This is a genomic window from Thauera sp. SDU_THAU2, from assembly GCF_038260575.1.
GTDB lineage: Bacteria > Pseudomonadota > Gammaproteobacteria > Burkholderiales > Rhodocyclaceae > Thauera.
In genome coordinates this window covers 153934-175215 of record NZ_JBBWUN010000003.1, presented here as the reverse complement: position 1 = coordinate 175215, position 21282 = coordinate 153934, and the positions used below count along the sequence as shown (strand labels likewise).

Annotated in this window: 20 protein-coding genes; 17 read left to right on the top strand and 3 right to left on the bottom strand. The window is 66.0% G+C overall.

The window, feature by feature from the left end; genetic code table 11:
• Positions 1 to 79 precede the first annotated feature (79 nt).
• The 7 genes from cysT (at position 80) to bfr (ending at position 5033) form a co-directional block, all read left to right on the top strand.
• Entirely contained in the window at positions 80 to 916 is an 837-nt protein-coding gene (cysT, locus tag AAFL97_RS01860; RefSeq protein WP_341643499.1) for a sulfate ABC transporter permease subunit CysT, read from the top strand.
• Entirely contained in the window at positions 916 to 1815 is a 900-nt protein-coding gene (gene cysW / locus AAFL97_RS01855; RefSeq protein ID WP_263460742.1) for a sulfate ABC transporter permease subunit CysW, read from the top strand. Before cysT ends, cysW begins: the two co-directional genes overlap by 1 nt.
• Complete coding sequence (locus tag AAFL97_RS01850) at positions 1812 to 2915, top strand: sulfate/molybdate ABC transporter ATP-binding protein (RefSeq protein WP_341643498.1); 1104 nt, start codon at positions 1812 to 1814, stop codon at positions 2913 to 2915. The genes cysW and AAFL97_RS01850 overlap by 4 nt, the downstream gene beginning before the upstream one ends.
• The gene (locus AAFL97_RS01845; RefSeq protein WP_341643497.1) at positions 2912 to 3841 is read left to right on the top strand and encodes a CysB family HTH-type transcriptional regulator; all 930 of its coding nucleotides are present in this window, start codon (positions 2912 to 2914) and stop codon (positions 3839 to 3841) included. Before AAFL97_RS01850 ends, AAFL97_RS01845 begins: the two co-directional genes overlap by 4 nt.
• Positions 3842 to 4067: 226 nt before the next feature.
• Positions 4068 to 4277: a hemin uptake protein HemP gene (gene hemP / locus AAFL97_RS01840; protein WP_341643496.1), complete on the top strand. Its 210-nt coding sequence runs from the start codon at positions 4068 to 4070 to the stop codon at positions 4275 to 4277.
• Between the two features lie 40 nt (positions 4278 to 4317).
• Positions 4318 to 4557 carry a (2Fe-2S)-binding protein gene (locus tag AAFL97_RS01835; RefSeq protein WP_341643495.1) on the top strand — a complete coding sequence of 80 codons (240 nt, stop codon included), beginning with the start codon at positions 4318 to 4320 and terminating at the stop codon, positions 4555 to 4557.
• Complete coding sequence (gene bfr / locus AAFL97_RS01830; RefSeq protein ID WP_341643494.1) at positions 4554 to 5033, top strand: bacterioferritin; 480 nt, start codon at positions 4554 to 4556, stop codon at positions 5031 to 5033. The genes AAFL97_RS01835 and bfr overlap by 4 nt, the downstream gene beginning before the upstream one ends.
• Before the next feature lie 231 nt (positions 5034 to 5264).
• Here the strand turns inward: bfr and AAFL97_RS01825 are convergent, their stop codons facing one another.
• On the bottom strand, positions 5265 to 5435 hold the full coding sequence (locus tag AAFL97_RS01825) for a hypothetical protein (RefSeq protein WP_341643493.1): 171 nt from the start codon (positions 5433 to 5435) through the stop codon (positions 5265 to 5267).
• Between the two features lie 320 nt (positions 5436 to 5755).
• On the opposite strand from AAFL97_RS01825, the gene AAFL97_RS01820 reads away from it, so the two are divergent.
• Genes AAFL97_RS01820 through AAFL97_RS01810 form a run of 3 tightly spaced genes read left to right on the top strand, consistent with a single transcriptional unit; the run spans position 5756 to position 7151 of the window.
• Positions 5756 to 5950, top strand: a complete 195-nt coding sequence (locus AAFL97_RS01820) for an energy transducer TonB (RefSeq protein ID WP_341643492.1) — start codon at positions 5756 to 5758, stop codon at positions 5948 to 5950.
• 4 nt (positions 5951 to 5954) lie between these two features.
• Positions 5955 to 6722: a MotA/TolQ/ExbB proton channel family protein gene (locus AAFL97_RS01815; RefSeq protein ID WP_341643491.1), complete on the top strand. Its 768-nt coding sequence runs from the start codon at positions 5955 to 5957 to the stop codon at positions 6720 to 6722.
• Positions 6723 to 7151 carry an ExbD/TolR family protein gene (locus tag AAFL97_RS01810; RefSeq protein ID WP_341643490.1) on the top strand — a complete coding sequence of 143 codons (429 nt, stop codon included), beginning with the start codon at positions 6723 to 6725 and terminating at the stop codon, positions 7149 to 7151.
• Between the two features lie 79 nt (positions 7152 to 7230).
• On the opposite strand, the gene AAFL97_RS01805 is transcribed toward AAFL97_RS01810, so the two are convergent.
• Both AAFL97_RS01805 and AAFL97_RS01800 read right to left on the bottom strand, forming a co-directional pair.
• The gene (locus AAFL97_RS01805) at positions 7231 to 7647 is read right to left on the bottom strand and encodes a Fur family transcriptional regulator (RefSeq protein ID WP_341643489.1); all 417 of its coding nucleotides are present in this window, start codon (positions 7645 to 7647) and stop codon (positions 7231 to 7233) included.
• A 123-nt stretch (positions 7648 to 7770) separates the two neighbouring features.
• Positions 7771 to 8766 carry a cytochrome-c peroxidase gene (locus AAFL97_RS01800; protein ID WP_341643488.1) on the bottom strand — a complete coding sequence of 332 codons (996 nt, stop codon included), beginning with the start codon at positions 8764 to 8766 and terminating at the stop codon, positions 7771 to 7773.
• 277 nt (positions 8767 to 9043) lie between these two features.
• Here AAFL97_RS01800 and AAFL97_RS01795 point away from each other — a divergent pair, with 277 nt between their 5' ends.
• The 7 genes from AAFL97_RS01795 (at position 9044) to AAFL97_RS01765 (ending at position 21279) form a co-directional block, all read left to right on the top strand.
• Positions 9044 to 10483 (top strand): efflux RND transporter periplasmic adaptor subunit, encoded by a 1440-nt coding sequence (locus AAFL97_RS01795; RefSeq protein WP_341643487.1) that lies wholly within the window; start codon positions 9044 to 9046, stop codon positions 10481 to 10483.
• Positions 10480 to 12453 carry a MacB family efflux pump subunit gene (locus AAFL97_RS01790; RefSeq protein ID WP_341643486.1) on the top strand — a complete coding sequence of 658 codons (1974 nt, stop codon included), beginning with the start codon at positions 10480 to 10482 and terminating at the stop codon, positions 12451 to 12453. Before AAFL97_RS01795 ends, AAFL97_RS01790 begins: the two co-directional genes overlap by 4 nt.
• A gap of 26 nt (positions 12454 to 12479) precedes the next feature.
• Positions 12480 to 13913 (top strand): efflux transporter outer membrane subunit, encoded by a 1434-nt coding sequence (locus AAFL97_RS01785; protein ID WP_341643485.1) that lies wholly within the window; start codon positions 12480 to 12482, stop codon positions 13911 to 13913.
• Positions 13914 to 13921: 8 nt separating this feature from the next.
• The gene (locus AAFL97_RS01780) at positions 13922 to 15016 is read left to right on the top strand and encodes an alpha-hydroxy acid oxidase (RefSeq protein ID WP_341643484.1); all 1095 of its coding nucleotides are present in this window, start codon (positions 13922 to 13924) and stop codon (positions 15014 to 15016) included.
• A gap of 423 nt (positions 15017 to 15439) precedes the next feature.
• Positions 15440 to 17818: a TonB-dependent receptor domain-containing protein gene (locus tag AAFL97_RS01775; protein WP_341643483.1), complete on the top strand. Its 2379-nt coding sequence runs from the start codon at positions 15440 to 15442 to the stop codon at positions 17816 to 17818.
• A 280-nt stretch (positions 17819 to 18098) separates the two neighbouring features.
• Positions 18099 to 20261, top strand: a complete 2163-nt coding sequence (locus AAFL97_RS01770) for a TonB-dependent receptor domain-containing protein (protein ID WP_341643482.1) — start codon at positions 18099 to 18101, stop codon at positions 20259 to 20261.
• Between the two features lie 310 nt (positions 20262 to 20571).
• Entirely contained in the window at positions 20572 to 21279 is a 708-nt protein-coding gene (locus AAFL97_RS01765) for a PepSY-associated TM helix domain-containing protein (RefSeq protein ID WP_263460726.1), read from the top strand.
• Positions 21280 to 21282: the final 3 nt, after the last annotated feature.

The window sequence follows — 21282 nt, the reverse complement described above, 5'->3', positions numbered from 1 at the left end:
TCGGCCTGACGGACGGCCTGGCTGCTGAGCCTGCCCCCGGCGCCGGCCGAAGTCCCCACACGCCTGCGGCGGTACGCTGATGTCGGCCGCCAAGACTTTCCGCGTGCTGCCGGGCTTCAACCTGACGCTCGGCTATACCCTCGGCTACCTGTCGCTGATCGTGCTGATCCCGCTCGCCGCGGTGTTCCTGAAGACCGCAGAGCTGAGCTTCGGCGAATTCTGGAACGTCGTCACCGCGCCGCGCGTCGTCGCCTCGTACAAGCTGTCCTTCGGCATGTCGCTGCTCGCCGCCGCGATCAACGCGGTGTTCGGGCTGATGCTGGCCTGGGCGCTGGTGCGCTACAGCTTTCCCGGCAAGAAGCTGATCGACGCCCTGGTGGACCTGCCCTTCGCCCTGCCCACCGCGGTGGCCGGCATCTCGCTGACCGCGCTGTACGCCAAGAACGGCTGGCTCGGCCAGTACCTCGACGTGTTCGGCATCAAGGTCGCGTTCACGCCGCTCGGCGTGCTGGTGGCGCTGGTGTTCATCGGCCTGCCTTTCGTCGTGCGCACGGTGCAGCCGATCCTCGAAGACCTCGACACCGAACTGGAAGAAGCCGCCACCAGCCTCGGCGCACGGCGCTGGCAGACCTTCCGCCACGTCATCCTGCCGATCCTGCTGCCGGCGCTGATGACCGGCTTCGCCCTCGCCTTCGCCCGCGCGGTGGGTGAATACGGCTCGGTGATCTTCATCGCCGGCAACATCCCGATGGTGTCCGAGATCACCCCGCTGATGATCATCACCAAGCTGGAGCAATACGACTACACCGGCGCCACGGCCATCGCCACCGTGATGCTGATCCTGTCCTTCATCCTGCTGCTTATCATCAACGGCCTGCAGGCATGGACGGCGAAACGTACCGGGAGGGACCGCTGATGGCCGCCGCCACCACGATGCACCTGGGCGGCGACCAGGCCGCCCGCTTCGAGAGCCGCGCCGCCACGCGCGAGACGCCGCTGGTGAAGTGGCTGATCCTGGGCACGGCGCTCAGCTTCTTCGCCGTGTTCCTGCTGATGCCGCTGATCGCGGTGTTCGTCGAGGCGCTGCGCAAGGGCTGGGAAACCTATGCCACCGCGCTGGTCGACCCGGACGCGCTGTCGGCCCTGCGCCTGACCCTGCTCGCGGCCGCCATCGCGCTGCCGCTGAACCTGGTGTTCGGCGTCTGCGCGGCCTGGGCGATCGCCAAGTTCGAGTTCCGCGGCAAGCACTTCCTGATCACGCTGATCGACCTGCCGTTCTCGGTGTCGCCGGTCATCGCCGGCCTGATCTACGTGCTGGTGTTCGGCGCCCAGGGCTGGTTCGGGCCGTGGCTGTCGGAGCACGACATCAAGATCATCTTCGCCGTGCCGGGCATCGTGCTCGCCACCGTGTTCGTCACCTTCCCCTTCATCGCCCGCGAGCTGATTCCGCTGATGCAGGCACAAGGCAAGGAAGAAGAAGAGGCGGCGATCGTGCTCGGCGCCAACGGCCTGCAGACCTTCTGGCACGTGACCCTGCCCAACATCAAGTGGGGCCTGCTGTACGGCGTGATCCTGACCAACGCGCGGGCGATGGGCGAGTTCGGCGCCGTGTCGGTGGTCTCCGGCCACATCCGCGGCGAGACCAACACCCTGCCGCTGCACGTCGAGATTCTCTACAACGAATACCAGTTCGCCGCCGCCTTTGCGGTGGCCTCGCTGCTGGCCCTGCTGGCGCTGGTGACCCTGGGCATCAAGACCTGGGTCGAACACCGCGCCGCCGCAGCCTGGCGCAATTCACAGGACGACGCATCATGAGCATCCAGGTACGCAACATCCGCAAGCAGTTCGGCGCCTTCACCGCGCTGGACGACATCTCGCTCGACTTCCCGACCGGCGAACTGGTCGCCCTGCTCGGCCCCTCGGGCTGCGGCAAGACCACGCTGCTGCGCATCATCGCCGGCCTCGAACAGGCCGACGGCGGCCAGGTGCTGCTCGAAGGCGAGGACGCCTCGGACACCCACGTGCGCGACCGCCAGGTCGGCTTCGTGTTCCAGCACTACGCGCTGTTCCGCCACATGACGGTGTTCGACAACGTCGCCTTCGGCATCCGCATGAAGCCGCGCCGCGAGCGCCCGTCCGAGAAGCAGATCGCCGAGAAGGTGCACGAACTGCTGAACCTGGTGCAGCTCGACTGGCTGGCCGACCGCTTCCCGTCGCAGCTGTCCGGCGGCCAGCGCCAGCGCATCGCGCTGGCGCGCGCGCTGGCGGTCGAGCCGCGCGTGCTGCTGCTCGACGAGCCTTTCGGCGCGCTCGACGCCAAGGTGCGCAAGGAACTGCGACGCTGGCTGCGCAAGCTGCACGACGACCTGCACATCACCTCGATCTTCGTCACCCACGACCAGGAAGAGGCGCTGGAAGTCGCCGACCGCGTGGTGCTGATGAACCACGGCAACGTCGAACAGATCGGCACCCCGGAAGAGGTCTATCGCCACCCGGCCACGCCCTTCGTCTACGGCTTCCTCGGTGCGGTCAACTTCTTCCACGGCCGCGTCGAAGGGGAAGGCCTGCGCGTCGGCGACGACCACCTGCTCCATGCCGCGGACGATTTCGGCCAGGGCGCGGAAGTGATCGCCTTCGCCCGCCCGCACGAGCTGGACATCGCCGTCGGTGCCGAGGCGAACCAGGGCATCCCCGCCCGGGTCAGCCGCGTGCTGTCCTTCGGCGTCACCGCGCGCGTCGAACTCGACGGCCTGAACGGCGCCACCGGCCAGCATTTCGAGGTCGAGCTCACCCGCGAGCGCGCCGCCGAGCTCGCGCTGGAAGAAGGACAGGCCGTCCGCCTGCTACCCTCCCGCCTCAGCATCTTCGAACAACGGCATGCGGCGAATGCCACGGCGGCGGGAGCCCGGAAATGAACTTCCAGCAGTTGCGCATCATCCGCGAGACGGTGAGGCGTGGTTTCAACCTGACCGAGGTGGCGAATGCGCTGTTCACCTCGCAGTCGGGCGTATCGAAGCACATCAAGGACCTGGAGGACGAGCTCGGCGTCGAGCTGTTCACCCGCAAGGGCAAGCGCCTGCTCGGCCTCACCGCGCCGGGCAAGGAACTGGTGGTGGTGGTCGAGCGCATGCTGCTCGACGCCGCCAACATCAAGCGCCTGGCCGAGCAGTACAGCAATGTCGATGAAGGCCAGTTGACGGTTGCCACCACCCATACCCAGGCGCGCTACGCGCTGCCGAAGATCGTCGCCGCCTTCAAGCAGGCTTTTCCCAAGGTCCATCTGCGGCTGCACCAGGGCAGCCCGGACGAGATCGTGCAGATGCTGCTCGACGGCGAAGCCGACGTCGGCGTCGCCACCGAAGCGCTCGCCGAAGTGCCCGAGCTCGCCACCTTCCCGTATTACGGCTGGCAGCACGCGGTGGTGGTGCCGGCGGGCCATCCGCTCGAAGCCGTGCGGCCGCTGACGCTGGAGGCGATCGCCGAATACCCGGTCATCACCTATCACGAAGGCTTCACCGGCCGCACCCGCATCGACAAGACCTTCGCCGGCGCCGGGCTGAAGCCCGAAGTGGTGATGTCCGCGCTCGACGCCGACGTGATCAAGACCTACGTCGAACTCGGGCTGGGCGTCGGCATCCTGGCTTCGATGGCCTTCAGCCCGGAACGCGACCCCGGGCTGCGCAAGCTCGGCAGCGACGGGCTGTTCGCCGAGAACATCACCCGCATCGCGGTCCGCCGCGGCCACTACCTGCGCGGCTTCGCCTACCGCTTCATCGAGCTGTGCGCGCCGGAACTGACCGAGGCCGTCGTCGCCAGCACGGTCAGCGGCACCAACGTATAGCCCGGTTGCGCGGCGCCCGCCGCCGCGCCAAGCACAACCTCGCCGGCGCATCCGGCGAGCTCCGCCCATCTGCACGGCATCTCTCGAAATCATCCCCGTCGCAGCTTCGTGCAGCACTGCAATTCGTGCTTCTGCCGATCCGCCGATACCGCCTTCACCGACACCATTGACTCTTTCCGACAATGCGTGATGTAATGCGAATCGTTATTATTGGTGCAAGCACGAAATGCATTCCCGACAGGAGCAGCATACGGCACAAGCCGATCGGTTGCAGTCCGGCGACACAGCGCCTCCCGCAGCCTGGGCGCTTCCCGCCGGCTCGCCCCTGTCGACCGATGTACTGCTCGCCGGACGGAACGCGGTGACCATCGTCCATCTGGGGGTGCATTACGTATTGCGTGCAACGCGTTCCGGAAAGCTGATCCTGACCAAGTAGTCGCCATCCTTCAGGCGGAATCCAGCAGCGAGGCTAGAATATGTACGTCTGTGTGTGTAACGCCGTCACCGAACGCCACATCGTCGCCGCAGTGCGCGAGGGCGCCACGTCCCTGCGCCATCTGCGCCGGGATCTGGGTGTGACGGCCGAGTGCGGGCGTTGTGCGCGTTGTGCGCACGACTGTCTGCGCTCGGCGCTGGCGGAACACAACAGTACGTCCGAAGCGAGCACCCCCATGTTCGCCCGGCCCATATTCCCGCTTGCCCTGGAGGCCGTATGAAAGGCGACAAGAAAGTCATTCAGTATCTCAACCGACAACTCACCATCGAACTGACCGCGATCAACCAGTACTTCCTGCATGCCCGCATGTACAAGAACTGGGGCTTCGACCGGCTCGGAAAGCACGAGTACGACGAGTCCATCGAGGAGATGAAGCACGCCGACATGCTCATCGAGCGCGTGCTTTTCCTCGAAGGCCTGCCCAATCTGCAGAACCTCGACAAGCTGCTGATCGGCGAAAACGTGCCCGAATGCCTGCAGGGCGACCTCACGCTCGAACTCGGCGGCCGTGCCAACCTGATCGAAGCCATCCAGTACTGTGAGTCCTGTAAGGACTACGTGTCGCGCGAGCTGTTCGAACACATCCTCGACGACACCGAAGAACACATCGACTACCTCGAAACCCAACTTGGTCTGGTCGATAGTGTCGGCCTGCAAAACTATCTGCAGTCGCAGATGGAGCCGCAGGACTCCTGACCCAACGACAAAAATTTGCCTGATGGCATGCGCCCTGCGGGGCGCATTTTTTCCCCGACCGATGACCTCAGCAGCCCCAGCCCTCACGTTGCCGCCCAGCCCGTCTCCCGACCCGCTCAAACTTCGACACGAAGCCGCTGACATGCAGGAGGGGATTCCATTGGCTGCGCCGCACGTCTCGTACGGCAGCGGCTTCCAGCGTTTCAGCGTGGCAACGCTGGTCGTCATCTCTCACTTGGCCGGCATGGCCGGCATCGCCCATCTGGCGAACCGCCCTGTCGAGACACCTGAAATCACCAGCATCGCCGTCGCGCTGATCCCGGCCGAACCGGCCATCGAACAGACCTCGCCCACGCCGGTCGAGACGCCGCCTCCGCCCGAGCCGGTGAAACCCGAAGTCAAGCCGCCACCTCCGCCGCCGCCGAAGGAAATTCCCAAACCCAAGCCGAAACCCAAGCCCAAGCCGGTGCCCAAGGTGACGGAATCCCCCACGGCGCTGACCCAGGAAGAAGCCCCCCCGAGCCCGAGCCCACTCCGGCCGAGACGGTCGCCGACGCTGCGCCCAGCACACCGGCTCCGCCCCCCCATCGAGCGCAGCGCCTCCCGGACCTCCGACAGGCGGCGGACCGGTCACCGGTGCGCGCTTCGACGCCGATTATCTCAACAACCCGAAACCCCCCTACCCGCCGCTGTCGCGCCGGCTGCGCGAGGAAGGCCAGGTCATGCTGCGCGTGCTGGTCTCGGTCGATGGCATGCCCAGCCGCATCGAAGTGCGCACCAGTTCGGGCTCCGAGCGTCTCGACCGCGCCGCCGAGCAGGCCGTGAGCCGCTGGCGCTTCGTGCCCGCCAAGCGTGGCGACACGCCGGTCGAAGCCTGGGTGCTGGTGCCGATCGTCTTCAAACTCACTGGAAACTGAAACAATGGAAGCAACGCAAGCCTTCGGCATCGCTCATCTGTGGGCGCAATCCGACCTCGTAATCCGTGGCATCGCCGTGATCCTGATGCTGATGTCGATCGCGAGCTGGTATCTGATCCTGGTTCGCGGCCTGCGCCAGCTGCGCACCCGCCGCCAGGTGGGGGCAATCGAGGCTTTCTGGAGCGCGCCTAGCCTGGACGCCGGCCTGAAGCGGCTCAGCGAGCAGGCACCCGGTTCGTCCTTCGAAGCACTCGCCCAGCAGGGTGCGGCCGCGGCGCAGCATATCCGCCGCCATGCGAGCAGCAACACGCTGCACGCCAATCTCGATGCCGACGAAGTCCTGACCCGCGCCCTGCGCAAGTCCATCGCACTGTCGACCGCCGGACTGGAAGCCGGCATGACCGTGCTGGCCTCGATCGGCTCCACCGCTCCGTTCGTCGGCCTGTTCGGCACGGTGTGGGGCATCTACCACGCACTGGTCAACATCAGCGCATCGGGCATGGCGACGCTGGACAAGGTTGCCGGCCCGGTCGGCGAAGCGCTGATCATGACCGCCTTCGGCCTCTTCGTCGCGATCCCGGCAGTGCTGGCCTACAACGCCGTCACCCGCGCCAACCGCGTCGAACTGTCCGAACTCGACGCCTTCGCCCACGACCTGCAGGCCTGGTTCTCCACCGGCGCCCGTATCTCCCCGGTGAGCGTGGCACAAACCGCCAAGGATCGTTCGCCGGCTCCGGCGGCGGGCGCCGCGCCGGCCAACGGAGCAGCGTAAATGGCATTCGGCGGCTTCAACAACGGGGACAGCCGTCCCCTGCAAAGCGAAATCAACATGGTTCCGCTGATCGACGTCATGCTCGTGTTGCTGATCGTGTTCATGATCACCGCGCCGCTGCTGACGCACTCGGTCAAGATCGACCTGCCCCAGGCTTCGAGCCAGCCCAACGAGGAAAAGCCCGAAACGGTGTCGCTGGCGATCAACGGCGAAGGCCAGCTGTTCTGGAACAACGAGCCGCTCGACGAAGTTGCGCTGCCGCTGCGCCTGCAGGCCGCAGCCGAGCAGAAGCCCCAGCCCGAGCTGCACCTGCGGGCAGACCGCGAGACGCGCTACCAGAAGCTGGCGGAAGTCATGTCGCAGGCGCGCGAGGCCGGCATCGAGAAGATGGGCTTCATCACCCTGCCGGAAAGCGCACCCGCCGAATGAGCGGCTGAGCGGTAGATAAAGGCAGCACGGAAAGTCGGGCCGCAGGATGCGGCCCGACGCACGTCCGGCACCGGCACACTCAGCCGCGCTTGCTGCGCACCCGGATGATCACGTCGAGATGCTCCAGTTCGACGCCCTCGGGCAGGCGCGGCACGCCGACGACCTTCAGTTCATCGGCGGCAACGTCGCGCACTTCACCGGTATCGACGTCGTACAGGTGGTAATGCGGATCGGTGTTCGAATCGAACACCACCCGGTCCGGATCGATGATCAGTTCGCGTACCAAGTTCTTCTCGCGGAACAGGCGCAGCGTGTTGTAGACCGTGGCGCGCGAAGTCTCGGGCGCGTTGACGCGCACCCGCTCCAGCACCTGGTCGGCAGACAGATGGACGGGGCGCGCGAACAACACGCGCGCAATCTCGATGCGCTGCTGGGTGATCGGGACGCCGACGCTGCGCAGGCAGGCGATCGCATCTTCTGTGGTGTGAACGTTCATGTCTCTCTGGGCCCGTCCGGACCTCGATCTTGTCGTCGGGATGGCGCCACGCGCCGTGGCGCCATCCCTGCAAAAACCCCGGCCATTCCGTCAGCACGGAACGGCCGGACCATCGGCCCCCCCTTACTGCCAGGGGTTCGGCTTCGGCGTGTCGTTGGACGACGGCGGCAGCAGCGGCATCACGAAGGTCGGCTGGTCACCGGTCAGCGTCTTCAGGAAGGCGACGATGTCGGCGATTTCCTGCTCGCTGTATTTGCGGCCCAGTTGCAGGCGCCCCATGATGTCGACCGCCTCTTCCAGCGTCGCGGCTTCGCCATCGTGGAAGTAGGGATAGGTCAGTTCCACGTTGCGCAGCGTCGGCACCTTGAAGTTCATGCGGTCTTCGTCCTTGCCGGTGACCGCAGCACGACCTTCGGCCGGGTTGTTGGTCTTGTACGGCTCGAACAGGCCCATCTTCTGGAACGAGGTGCCGCCCACCGCCGGGCCGTTGTGGCAGGCCACGCAGCCGCTTTCCTTGAACAGGCCGTAGCCGGCCAGTTCGCGGTCGGTCAGCGCCTTGTCATCACCCTTCAGCCACTGGTCGAACGGCGAATTCGGCGTCACCAGCGTTTCCTCGAAGGCCGCGATCGCCTGGGTGATCTTGTCGATGTTGATCGCCGCGGAGCCGAACACCGACTTGAACTCGGACACATAGCCCGGAATCGAACGCAGCGTATCGATTGCCAGATCGTGGGTGAAGGCCATCTCGCCCGGGTTGGCGATCGGGCCGCCCGCCTGTTCCTTCAGGTCGGCCGCACGACCGTCCCAGAACTGCGCCACGGCCAGGCTGGAGTTGAGCACGGTGGGCGAGTTGATCGGACCTTGCTGCCACTTGTCGCCGATCGAGGTCTTGAGGTTGTCGCTGCCGCCCATCGACAGGTTGTGGCAGGAATTACAGGAGATGAAGCCCGAGCGCGACAGGCGCGGATCGAAGTACAGCTTCTTGCCCAGTTCGACCATCGCCGGATTGACGGCCTTGGCTGGCTCGATCGGCTGGATCGGCTCGTCGCGGACCGTGGCAGCCCATGCGGAGCCGGCCACGACGAGTGCGGTAGCGGCCGCGATTGCCTTGATTCTCATGTTGATTCTCCTTGTGCGCTTGAAAGTGCTCTGCCGCCGTTTTTAGACGACGTCTAAATTTCCACGGCCATTAGACCCAGCTCTTCCGGACCGTTTGTTGACCGGCATCAAGAAACATTCACTTGCAACGGTCGCTTGTCACGCAAGGGCTGCAATTCGATACACGCCGACACAGGCCAGTCACTATGCTTGGCGGCGTCCAATCCTGGCCGCGGGACGCAGTACCGGCATTCCGGGCCACGCCCGCCCCATTCCGAACCACTGAACGACGCAAACGATGACCGCCTCACCCTCCCGCCCGAAGAAGAACCGCGCCCTGCGCACCGGCCTTGTCGTGCTGCTGCTCGCCCTTGCCGGCGCCGGCACCTGGCTGGCCTGGTCGCAACTGTCCGGCAGCAACGGCGCTGCTGCGTTCCAGTTCGCCAGCGTGCAGCGCGGTGACATCGAGGACGTCGTCACCGCCACCGGCACGCTGCAGCCGCGCGACTACGTCGATGTCGGCGCCCAGGTCTCCGGCCAGTTGAAGAAGATCCACGTCGAAGTCGGCTCGGTGGTGAAGGCGGGCGAGCTGCTCGGCGAGATCGACTCCACCGTGTACCTGTCGAAGGTCGATGCCTCGCGCGCCCAGTTGCGCAACCTGCGCGCCACGCTCAAGGACCGCGAGGCGCAGCTCGCACTGGCCCGCATCCAGCTTCGCCGCCAGAAAGCGCTGATGGCCGAGGACGCCACCACCCAGGAAAGCCTGCAGACCGCCGAAGCCAACGCCAAATCGGCCGAAGCCTCGCTCGAAGCGCTGCGTGCCCAGATCGAGCAGAACGAATCCAGCCTGCGCGCCGACGAGGCCAATCTGCAGTACTCCAACATCCTGTCGCCGATGGCCGGTACCGTGGTCTCCATCTCCGCCCGCCAGGGCCAGACCCTGAACACCAACCAGTCGGCGCCGACCATCCTGCAAGTGGCCGACCTCACCACCATGACGGTGCAGACCCAGGTTTCCGAAGCCGACATCAGCAGGCTGCGCGTCGGCATGGACGCCTACTTCACCACGCTGGGCGGCCAGGGCAAGCGCTGGTACGGCAAGCTCGCCAAGATCGAACCCACGCCCACAGTCACCAACAACGTCGTGCTGTACAACGCGCTGTTCGACGTCCCCAACGACAACGGCGAGTTGATGACGCAGATGACCGCCCAGGTCTATTTCATCGTCGCCCAGGCGCGCGACGTGCTGCAGGTGCCGCTGGGCGCACTGAGCCAAGTCCGCCCGCTGCGCCCGCAAGGCGCCGGCACCGACACGGCCGAGGGCGAGCGCGCGGCACCACGCATGCGGACAGCCGCCGCCGAAGGTGGGGACGGCAGCGACGCAGGCCGCCCCGGCGGACAAGGTGGCGAACGGCGCGGCCCGCGCGCCCAGGCGGGCGCCGACGCCGGCGGCGCCGGCGAAGCCTTCCGGCGCACCGGCCGTGGTCCGCGCGAAGGCGTCCAGGCCGCCGCCGGCGCAGCGCGCCAGGCCACGGTGCGGGTGCTCAAGGCCGACAACAGCATCGAAGAACGCAGCATCAGCATCGGCGTCTCCAACCGCGTGGTCGCACAAGTACTGTCCGGCCTCGAAGAGGGCGATCGGGTCGTGGCCGGCGTCGCCGCAGCTGGCGCCAGCCAGCCAGGCGGCCAGCCGGGCGCCAACCGCCCGCCGATGATGGGTCCGGGGCCGCGGCTGTGAAACGCGAGAGCTTCGCCCCCGCCGCTGCGCAGGTGGCAAAGGCCGCCCAGCCGCTGATCGAGCTGTCCGGCATCACGCGGACCTTCGTCAATGGCGAAGTCGAGACGCGCGTGCTGCACGGCATCGATCTCGCCATCCATCCGGGCGAATTCGTCGCCATCATGGGTGCTTCCGGCTCGGGCAAATCGACGCTGATGAACATCCTCGGCTGTCTCGACCGCCCCACCAGCGGCACCTACCGCTTCATGGGCCAGGACGTCTCCGGCTTCGACCGCGACGAACTCGCCCGCCTGCGGCGCGAAGCCTTCGGCTTCGTGTTCCAGAGCTACAACCTCATCGGCGGCGCCACCGCACGCGAAAACGTCGAAGTGCCGGCGATCTATTCCGGCATGCCGCCGGCCGAGCGCCACACCCGCGCCGAAGCGCTGCTCGACGCGCTCGGCCTCGCCGAACGCAGCCACCACCGCCCCAACCAGCTCTCCGGCGGCCAGCAGCAGCGCGTCTCGATCGCGCGCGCGCTGATGAACGGCGGCCGCATCATCCTTGCCGACGAACCGACCGGCGCGCTCGACAGCAAGAGCGGCGAGGACGTCATGAAGCTGCTGCGGCAGCTGTCCGCCGACGGCCACACCATCATCCTGATCACCCACGCCCGCGAAGTGGCGGAGCAGGCCCAGCGCGTCATCGAGATCCGCGACGGCCATGTCGTCGCCGATCCCGGCCCACGCCTGCCCGAAGGCCCGGAGCCCGACTTCAGCCCGCAGGTGGACCGCAGCTCATCCTTGACCGACATCGTCGAAGCCACCCGCACCGCGCTGCGTGCGCTGCGCGCCAACCTGTTCCGCACCATCCTGACCCTGCTCGGCATCGTCATCGGCGTCGCCTCGGTGATCGCCATGCTCGCCATCGGCGACGGCGCCAAGCAGAAAGTGGTCGACCAGATCAGCGCCATGGGCACCGACCTGCTGACCATCCGCCCCGGCGCACCCAACCAGCGCGGGCGCGACAACACCGCCACGCTGGTACCCGAGGACGTGGACGCGATCCGCGACCTGCCCAACATCCGCGCCGCGGTGCCCGAGCAGTCGAGCAGCGTCACACTGCGCTACGGCGGCAACGACCACCGCACCCAGATCAACGGTACGTCGGAGGACTACATCATCGCGCGCAACTGGGCGGTCGCCAGCGGCACCTTCTTCAGCGCCGACGACGTGTCCCGCTACGCCACCGTCGCCGTGCTCGGCCAGACCGTCGCCAACGCGCTATTCGCCGGCGCCGACCCCGTCGGCCAGTACGTGGTGGTCAACAACATCCCCTTCCAGGTGATCGGCACCATGACCGGCAAGGGCGCCACCGCCTTCGGCCAGGACCAGGACGACGTGATCTTCATGCCGTACACCACCGCCAGCCTGCGCATCACCGGCCAGCGCTTCCTGCGCAACGTCACCGTGGCGGTGGCCGACGTCGACCGGATCGACGACACCCAGGACGAGGTCCACGCGCTGCTGCTCAATCGCCACGGCCGGGAGGACTTCCAGATTCGCAACATGGCCTCGATCATCGACACCGTGTCGGCGACGCAGAACACCCTCACCATCCTGCTCGGCACCGTGGCGGCGATTTCGCTGCTGGTGGGCGGCATCGGCGTCATGAACATCATGCTGGTGTCGGTCACCGAGCGCACCCGCGAAATCGGCATCCGCATGGCGACCGGCGCACGCATGAAGAACATCCTGCAGCAGTTCCTGATCGAGGCGCTGGTGGTGTCGGCCATCGGCGGTGCCATCGGCGTCGCCGCCGGGCTCGGCACCGCGGCCATCATCGCCTTCTTCGGCACCCAGGTTAAATACACCTTGCTGCCGGTCGTGCTCGCCTTCGGCTGCGCCTTCGCCACCGGCCTGGTGTTCGGCTACCTGCCGGCACGCAAGGCCGCCCGCCTGGATCCGGTCGTCGCGCTGGCCTCCGAGTGACCCCCTCCCCGTCTTTCCGTTCATCCATGTCCGCTTCGCCTCTCCGCACCCTGCCCACCATGCTGGCCATCGCCGCCGCGCTCGCCATCGGCGGCTGCGCGCTGCCCATCGCCCACCCCGGCGCCGCGTTCGACATCCCTGCCACCTGGGACGAAGCCGCCGCCAGCGAGGCTGCCGCCAGCTCGATCGATGCCGAATGGTGGCGGCAGTTCGGCTCGGCCGAGCTCGATGCCCTGGTCGAACGTGCGCTCGCCGGCAGCCCCGATCTCGCCGTCGCCACCGAACGGGTGCTGCAGGCCGAGATCGCCGCCCGCAGCGCCCGCGCCTCGCTGTTCCCGACCGTCGATCTGCGCCTCGACACCAGCACCACCGGCAGCCGCGACAGCGACGGCTCCAGCAACAGCAGAGGCTCCCAGGCCAGTCTGGGCATCAGCTACGAGATCGACGTCTGGGGCAGCAACATCGCGCGCTACGAAGGCTCGCGCTACAGCCTCGCCGCTACCCGCTACGACTACGAGGCCACCCGGCTGTCGCTGGTCGCGGGCGTCGTCAATGCCTACACGCAGATCCTGTCGCAACGTGCGCGGCTCGACATCGCCCGCGAGAACCTCGCCATCGCCGAACGCCTGTTCAAGATCGTCGAGGCGCGCTACCGCAACGGCGCCGCCTCGGCGCTCGATCTCAGCCGCCAGCGCGGCACCGTGCTGTCGCAGCGCGACGCCATCCTGCCGCTGGAGGTCACCGAGCGCCAGTTGCTGCGCGCGCTGGCGATCCTCGTCGGCTCCACGCCGGTCGGCTTCGACGTCGCCGAGCGGAACCTCGATCCGCTCGCGATTCCCCACGTCGCGCCCTTCGTGCCGGCCGAACTGCTGGTGCGCCGCCCCGACCTCGCGGCCGCCGAAGCGCAGCTCGCCGCGGCCGATGCCAACATCACCGTCGCCCGTGCCGCGCTGTTCCCGCTCAAGCTCAGCCTGAGCGCCAGCGGCGGGCTTTCCAGCGGCGAGTTCGGCCTGTTGAACCTCTCCAATCCGGTCTCCAGCGGCACCCTGGCGATCTCGCTGCTGCAGTCGATCTTCGACGGCGGCAGGCTGCGCGGCGCGGTCGAGACGAGCGAATCGCAACGCCGCCAGGTCCTGGAGAACTACCGCAAGGCGGTGCTCACCGCCCTGAAGGAAGTCGACGACGCCGCCGCCAACGCCGAACGCAGCCAGCAGCAGGAAGCCTCCCAGCTCGCCATTCGTACCGAATACGAACGCGCGCTGCGGCTCTCGGAGCTGCGCTACCGCGAGGGCAGCGACGACCTTTCCTCGCTGCTCGACGCTCAGCGCAGCCTCTTCTCGGTGCAGGATTCGATCGTGCAGCAGCGCCTGTCGCGCCTCAACGCCGCGGTGGACCTGTATAAAGTGCTCGGCGGCGGCTGGATCGTGCCGCTTTCCCCGACCGACACGACCGAAGGCTGAACCCACCGATGTCCACCCCGCTGCCCAAGCTGAGCGCCATTCCGCAAGAGATCGCCGCCGTCGACGACTACGAAGCCCAGGCCCGCGCCCGGGTGGATGACAACGCCTGGGCCTACATCGGCAGCGGCGCCGCCGACGAGATCACGCTGCGCGACAACCGCGCCGCCTTCGACCGCATCCCGCTGCGCGGGCGGGTGCTCGCCGATGTGCGCGGCGGCCACACCCGGCTCGAACTGCTCGGCCACAAGCTCGCCCACCCCATCCTGCTGGCGCCGGTGGCCTACCAGAAGCTCGCCCATCCGGCCGGCGAAACCGGCACCGTGCAGGCCGCCGCCGCGCTCGACGCCTGCATGGTGGTCAGCACGCTGGCGAGCTGCACGCTCGAAGACATCGCCCGCCATGCCACCGCCCCGCTGTGGTTCCAGCTCTACGTCCAGCCCGACGCCGGCTTCAACCGCCACCTGATCGAACGCGCCGAAGCCGCCGGCTACTCTGCCCTGGTCATCACCGTCGACGCCCCGGTCGCAGGCGCGCGCAACCGCGAGCACCGCGCCGGCTTCCATCTGCCCGCCGGCATCGACGCCGCCAACCTGCGCGGCATGCCGCAGCCCGCCACACCGCCGCTGCCGGCCGACGCCAGCCAGGTGTTCGACCGCCTGATGGCGCACGCCCCCACCTGGAAGGATCTCGACGCCCTGCGCGCCGCCACCCGCCTGCCGGTGATCCTGAAAGGCGTCATGCACCCCGACGATGCCGCACTGGCCGTCGCCGCCGGCATCGACGGCATCGTCGTCTCCAACCACGGCGGCCGCACGCTCGACACCCAGCCCGCCACCATCGACGCCCTGCCCGCCATCGCCGACCGCGTCGGCGGCGCGGTACCGCTGCTGCTCGACGGCGGCATCCGCCGCGGCACCGACATCGTCAAGGCGATCGCCCGCGGCGCCGACGCCGTCATGATCGGCCGCGCCTGGCTGCACGCCTTCGCCGCCACCGGCCCGCTCGGCGTCGCCCACGTGCTACGCCTGCTGCGCGACGAGCTCGAGATCGCGATGGCGCTCACCGGCTGCGCCACGCTGGCGGACATCCGGCGCCAGGGCTGACGCGCCCCCGGGCTAGCGCGCCCCGGGCTGATCGCCAGCGGACTCACGCTGGCCGGCGCCGTTGCAGCAACCTTGCGCAGACGCTTCATGCGCCCAGCGTTTTCCTCTCCGGCCGATCGTGCTTCATCACCGCTGTAGCTGAAGCCCGCCATGCCGCCACGGCTGCACGGCAGCCATGCCTTGCCGGCACGATGAACGGCTCCATCCGGACCGACACATATTCGTCATATGTGTTTCATTGTCGCAACAAAACTGAAGGAAAGTCCGTCACAAAAACGAACAAATCTTTGCAAAGCTTGTTACGAATCATTATTGTTCGCAGAAATTTGCCAAATCGTAGCCAGCCACCTGCAGCGTAAGTCCTCTTATGTTCGAGTCAGGAAGCCAGCCAACTTTCTCGACATCAACCAAGGACTTCGTTTCATGGCACATACTGCAACTCCGCGCCTACGGCGCACTGCCCTGCTGATCGGTCTGATCTTCCCTGCCGGCGCAGCCTTCGCCCAGGAACAGCAGCTCGGCTCGGTGGTGGTCAGCGCAACCGGCTTCGAACAGAAGATCACCGATGCGCCGGCCAGCATCTCGGTCGTCACTCAGGAAGAGCTCGCCAAGAAGCCCTACATGAGCCTGATCGACGCGGTGCGCGATCTGGAAGGCGTGGACGTCGGCGAGACCTCGGACAAGACCGGCCAGAAGACCATCAGCATGCGCGGCATGGGTTCGGAGTACACGCTGGTCCTGGTCGACGGCAAGCGCCAGAACAACCACGGCGACATCTACCCCAACAGCTTCGGCGGCAACCAGTTCAACCACATCCCGCCGCTGGACGCGATCGAACGCATCGAAGTCATCCGCGGTCCGGCATCCACGCTGTATGGCGCCGACGCGATGGGCGGCGTCATCAACATCATCACCAAGAAAGACATCACCAAATGGACCGGCTCGGTCACGGTCGGCCGCACCTTCCAATCCGACAACGATTTCGGCGACGACACCACCACCGACTTCGCCATCCGCGGCCCGATCCTGCCCGGCAAGCTCGGCGTGGCCCTGCGCGGCAGCTACTACGACCGCGAATCCTCCACCCCCGAATATGCCTCGTCTGTCGCCCCCGATGGCACGGTTCACCCTCGTAGCCTGGGCTTCGGCGGTGGCGGCAAGACTGTTGACAATACCAACCAAGCCTATGGCATCAGCCTGTTCTTCACGCCGGACGAGCGCCAGCGCATCACTTTCGATTACGACATTTCCAGGCAAAAGTACGACAACAAGCCCGTCGTCGATCCTTTGACCGGAAATACCAGCTTTCCGCTTGGCACGGTGGACAGCATCGACACCATTTGGGCTGGCTCACCAAACCCTCGCACCCCCCTTCCCCCTTGCGCCAACACTGGTACATGCACACGCGCCGATCCTCGTGTCGGCTATCTGGACACACAAAAGTTCACCCGCGACGCGTGGTCGATCTCGCACGAAGGCAAGTGGGACTTCGGCAACAGCTTCATCGCGCTCTCCTACGTCGAAACCGATAACAAGGGCCGCACCCTGCCCTTCACGGTCGACGAGCGCAGGCATTTGCTGGACGTGATCAACGGCAGCGGTGCATATGCCGGCATGAGCCTGGAGGACCGCAAGGCCGCTGCCGAAGCAGCCTTCCTGCCGCGTCCGAAACGCACGCTACAGAGCAATCAATACACGCTGGACGCCCGGCTGGACATCCCGCTGCAGAACCTCGCGGGCGAGCACCTGCTTGTCGTCGGCGGCCAGGTCATCGACGGCGAACTGAAGGACGGCGTGTTCGGCCTGGAATCCGGCACGCCGGGCAAGGTTCAGGATCACAAGATGTGGTCGCTGTTCATCGAGGACAACTGGATGGCGACCGAGGCCTTCACGCTGACCGCTGGCATCCGCTACGACGACCACGACACCTTCGGCAACCAGGTTTCGCCGCGCGTCTATGGCATCTACAACCTGAACCCGCAATGGACCTTGAAGGGCGGCGTGTCGACCGGCTTCAAGACGCCCAAGACCACCGATCTGTACGACGGCATCACCGGCTTCGGCGGCCAGGGCACCAGCCCGTTCTTCGGCAACCCGGACCTGGAGCCGGAAACCAGCCGCAACACCGAACTGGCGGTGTATTGGAACCATCCGAACGGCCACAGCTTCAACGCCACGATCTTCCGCAACGACTTCAAGGACAAGATTTCCTCGCAGCCTTGCGGCCCCGCGACCTCGCTACCGTGCGCCAGCACCGGTGAATATGCCGATCTCGGCTACACCACGTCCAACAAGGCCACGAACATCGACAAGGTCGTGATCCAGGGCGTGGAACTGGCTGGCCGCTGGCAGATCTCGCCCACCTGGGCGCTGCGCGGCAACTACACCTATACCGACAGCGAGCAGAAGAGCGGCGTCAACAAGGGGCGGCCGCTGAACCAGACGGCGAAGCACATGATGAACACCACGCTGGACTGGCAGGCGATGGACAAGCTCAACATCTTCCTGACCATGGAAGCGCGTTCGAAGCGCTACCGCGGCGTGATCAACAACAAGGAAGCGCACTACAAGGACTATGAAGTCTTCCACCTGGGAGCGAGCTACCACGTGACCAACAACGTCACCATCAACGGCCGCATCAACAATCTGCTGGACGAGGACTTCACCACCTACAAGACCGATTTCATCGAGTGCACCAGCGGCAACTCGTGCATCAACGGCTGGCAACCCAGCTACCTCGACGACTTCAACAACAAGGACAAGGCGCGCAACTTCTGGATCAGCCTCAACGCCCGGTTCTGATCAGGGTACTTCCCCGCAACGGCGGGCTGCACCGGCTTTCGGTGCAGCCCGCTTTTTCTTTTCGATCGTCGGCACACCACCCTTCGCTGCATCGGCAGGCATGGCGAACAGAACCGGAACGGCTCTAGATTGTAATAACCATTTCAACATTGAAATAATTGATACAAATCATTATCATTCGCCAAGCTTTCTTCAGAATAAGCCTGCCCCGCCTGACGGATGAGCACACCGTGCGCTGGCGGGAGGCCGGACCATTCCTTCCACATAAAGGACCCGCTTCATGCCGCACACCGCGATACCACGTCTTCGACGCACCGCCCTGCTGCTGGCCCTCGGGCTTTCCTCCAGCGCGACGTTCGCCCAGGAACAGCAACTCGGCTCAGTGGTCGTTTCCGCCTCGGGCTTCGAACAGGACCTGAAAGAAGCGCCGGCTTCGATCTCGGTCGTCACCCGACAGGACCTGGAAACCAAGCAGTTCCGCGATCTGGCCGAAGCCCTGCAGGATGTCGAAGGCATCGACGTGCGCGGCAGCACCGGCAAGACCGGCGGCCTCAACATCAGCATCCGCGGCATGCCCAGCGACTACACGCTGATCCTGATCGACGGCCGCCGGCAGAACGTGGCCGGCGATGTCACACCCAACGGCTTCGGCGACGCGCTGACCAGCTTCATCCCGCCGCTGTCGGCCATCGAACGCATCGAAGTCATTCGCGGCCCGATGTCCACGCTGTACGGCTCCGACGCCATGGGCGGCGTAGTCAACATCATCACACGCAAGGTCGCGCAGGAATGGAGCGGTTCGCTGGGGGTCGAAGCCAGCTTCCCCGAGGACAATGACTGGGGCAAATCGCAGAAGCTCAACCTGTATGCGAACGGCCCTCTCGTCCAGGACCTGCTGGGCATTGCAGTGCGCGGTAGCACCTTCCGCCGCGGCGAAACCGAGCGCATTCGTGCGGCCAGCGGCAATGCGCGCGACCCGGCGCCGGCCAAGAGCCGCCAGCACAGCGTCGGTACCCGCCTGACGCTGACGCCGAACAAGAGCAACGACATCTGGCTCGACCTCGATCAATCCAGCACCTGGTACGACAATGAGGATTGCCGGCTTGGCGGGCGTGATTTCCTGCAGAGTAACTGCATCACGCCGAATACGACGGTGACCGGTTACAAGGACCACATGCGCATCGAGCGCGAACAAGTCGCGATCGGCCACAGCAGCCGCCTGTCTTTCGGCCTGCTTGAATCGAGCCTGATGCGCACTACCACCGAAACCAAGGGCCGCACCATTCCGACCGCCTCGCGCCCCAGTGGCCATCCCCAGATCGGCGCGGATCGCACGCTCGAAACCGTGAATACGGTTTTCGACACCAAGCTGGTCGCGCCGCTCGGCGAGTCGCACGTGGCAACCGTCGGCGGCCAGTGGTGGAAGGCCGAGCTGACCGACCGCCTGCTGCCGGATGATCACGAACAGAAGATGTGGTCGCTGTTCGTCGAGGACGAATGGCGCCTCGCCGACAACCTCGCCGCCACCTTCGGCGCGCGCTACGACCACCATGACGCATTTGGCGGCGAAGTCAGCCCGCGCGCCTATCTGGTCTGGAACGCGACGTCGAACTGGACCGTGAAGGGCGGCGTCAGCCAGGGCTTCAAGGCACCTCGCCTCAATCAGTTGATCGACGGCGTCAGCGGCATCAGTGGGCAAGGCACCTCGATCAGCATCGGCAACCCGAACCTGAAGCCGGAAACCAGCACCAGTACCGAACTCGGCGTTCTGTTCGACAACCAGCAGAACCTGAGTGCGTCAGCGACGTTGTTCCACAACAAGATCAAGGACAAGATCAGCGGCGGCGGCGATTGCTCGGTCAACTCCATCTCGAGCTGCGTCGCCAATCCGGATGCGACCTATTCGATCAACAACGACGAGGCAAAGACCTGGGGCGTCGAACTCACGTCCCGCATCGTGCTGGCGCCACGCTGGCTGCTGAGCCTGAACTACACCTGGACCGACAGCGAGATCAAGCAGAACGGGCGCAAGAACGGCAAGCTCAGCGATACTGCCAAGCACATTGCAAACGCACAGTTGCGCTGGGAGACGACCGACAAGCTCAGCCTGTGGGCACGCGGGGAATATCGCGGCAAGAGCCGCCGCTTCGATGGTGACCCCTCCGGCTTCTCGGGCAACACACTGAGGGAGTATCAGGCACTCGGCGACCTCAAGGGCTACTCGCTGTTCCACGTGGGCGGTTCATACAAGCTCGCCAGCAACGTGACCGTCAATGCCAACATCTTCAACCTGTTCGACAAGGACTTCACCAAGTACAAGACCTGGACGAACGTGAATGGCATCGAACAACTCGGCAGCGACTACTACACGACTTCGGCATCGACGAGGGGAACGGTGACCGCCGGCCGCACCCTCTGGATTTCCGCGAACATCGATTTCTGAGCTCGCGCAGGCGTACCCTCCTCCGGCGTGCGCCTCGCCACGGCCTCATGGTGTTCGGACGAGCCGCACCGGCCATGCCGGTGCGGCTTTTTTCACCACGACGAAAAGCACGGCTTGCCCGTCGCGCAGAGTTCATGGCGCGGACGGCACACCGATTTTTCGCCACGTCCTACAAAAAACTACAACAAATTCGCAAAACGTTATTGTTGCGAATGATTATCAACATTAGAATCGCCGGTTCATGGTCCCGACATCCAGCGGCTACGTACACCGCATCGGGCATTCGAACCGACGGAACCGCGCTTTACCGATGCCGACCTCTCCCGACTCCCTGAGCCGCCGCACGCCCAACGCAAGCTCCACTCCGGCGTCCGGCCACCAGGCCGTCGCCCGCCAGCAGGCCCGCCGCGGCAATTGGCTCAAGACGCTGCACCAATGGCACTGGATCAGCTCCGCGGTGTCGCTGTTCGGCATGCTGATGTTCGCCATCACCGGCATCACGCTCAACCACTCCGGCGCCATCGAATCCAAGCCCGTCATCGAGACCCGCACGGCCGTCGTGCCCGACGCCGTGGCCGAAGCGCTGCGCCGGATGGCGGCCGACGAGGATGCCCCGGCGGAGCGGCCGCTGCCCGCCGATGCCGCCGGCTGGGTGGCCGAAGCGCTGGGCATCTCGGTGTCCGGCAGGGACGCGGAATGGTCGGAAGAGGAGATCTACCTCGCCCTGCCCCGTCCCGGCGGCGACGCCTGGCTGCGCCTCGACCTGCAGGGCGCCGAAGCGGAATACGAGCTCACCGACCGCGGCTGGATCGCCTGGCTCAACGACCTGCACAAGGGGCGCAATTCCGGCGAGGCCTGGAGCTGGTTCATCGACATCTTCGCCGTGGCCTGTGTGGTGTTCTCGGTCACAGGCCTGCTGATCCTGCAGGTCCATGCCGCCAACCGCGCCTCGGTATGGCCCGTCGTCGGGCTCGGCATCGTGCTGCCCACCGTGCTCATCCTGCTTTTCGTCCATTAACCC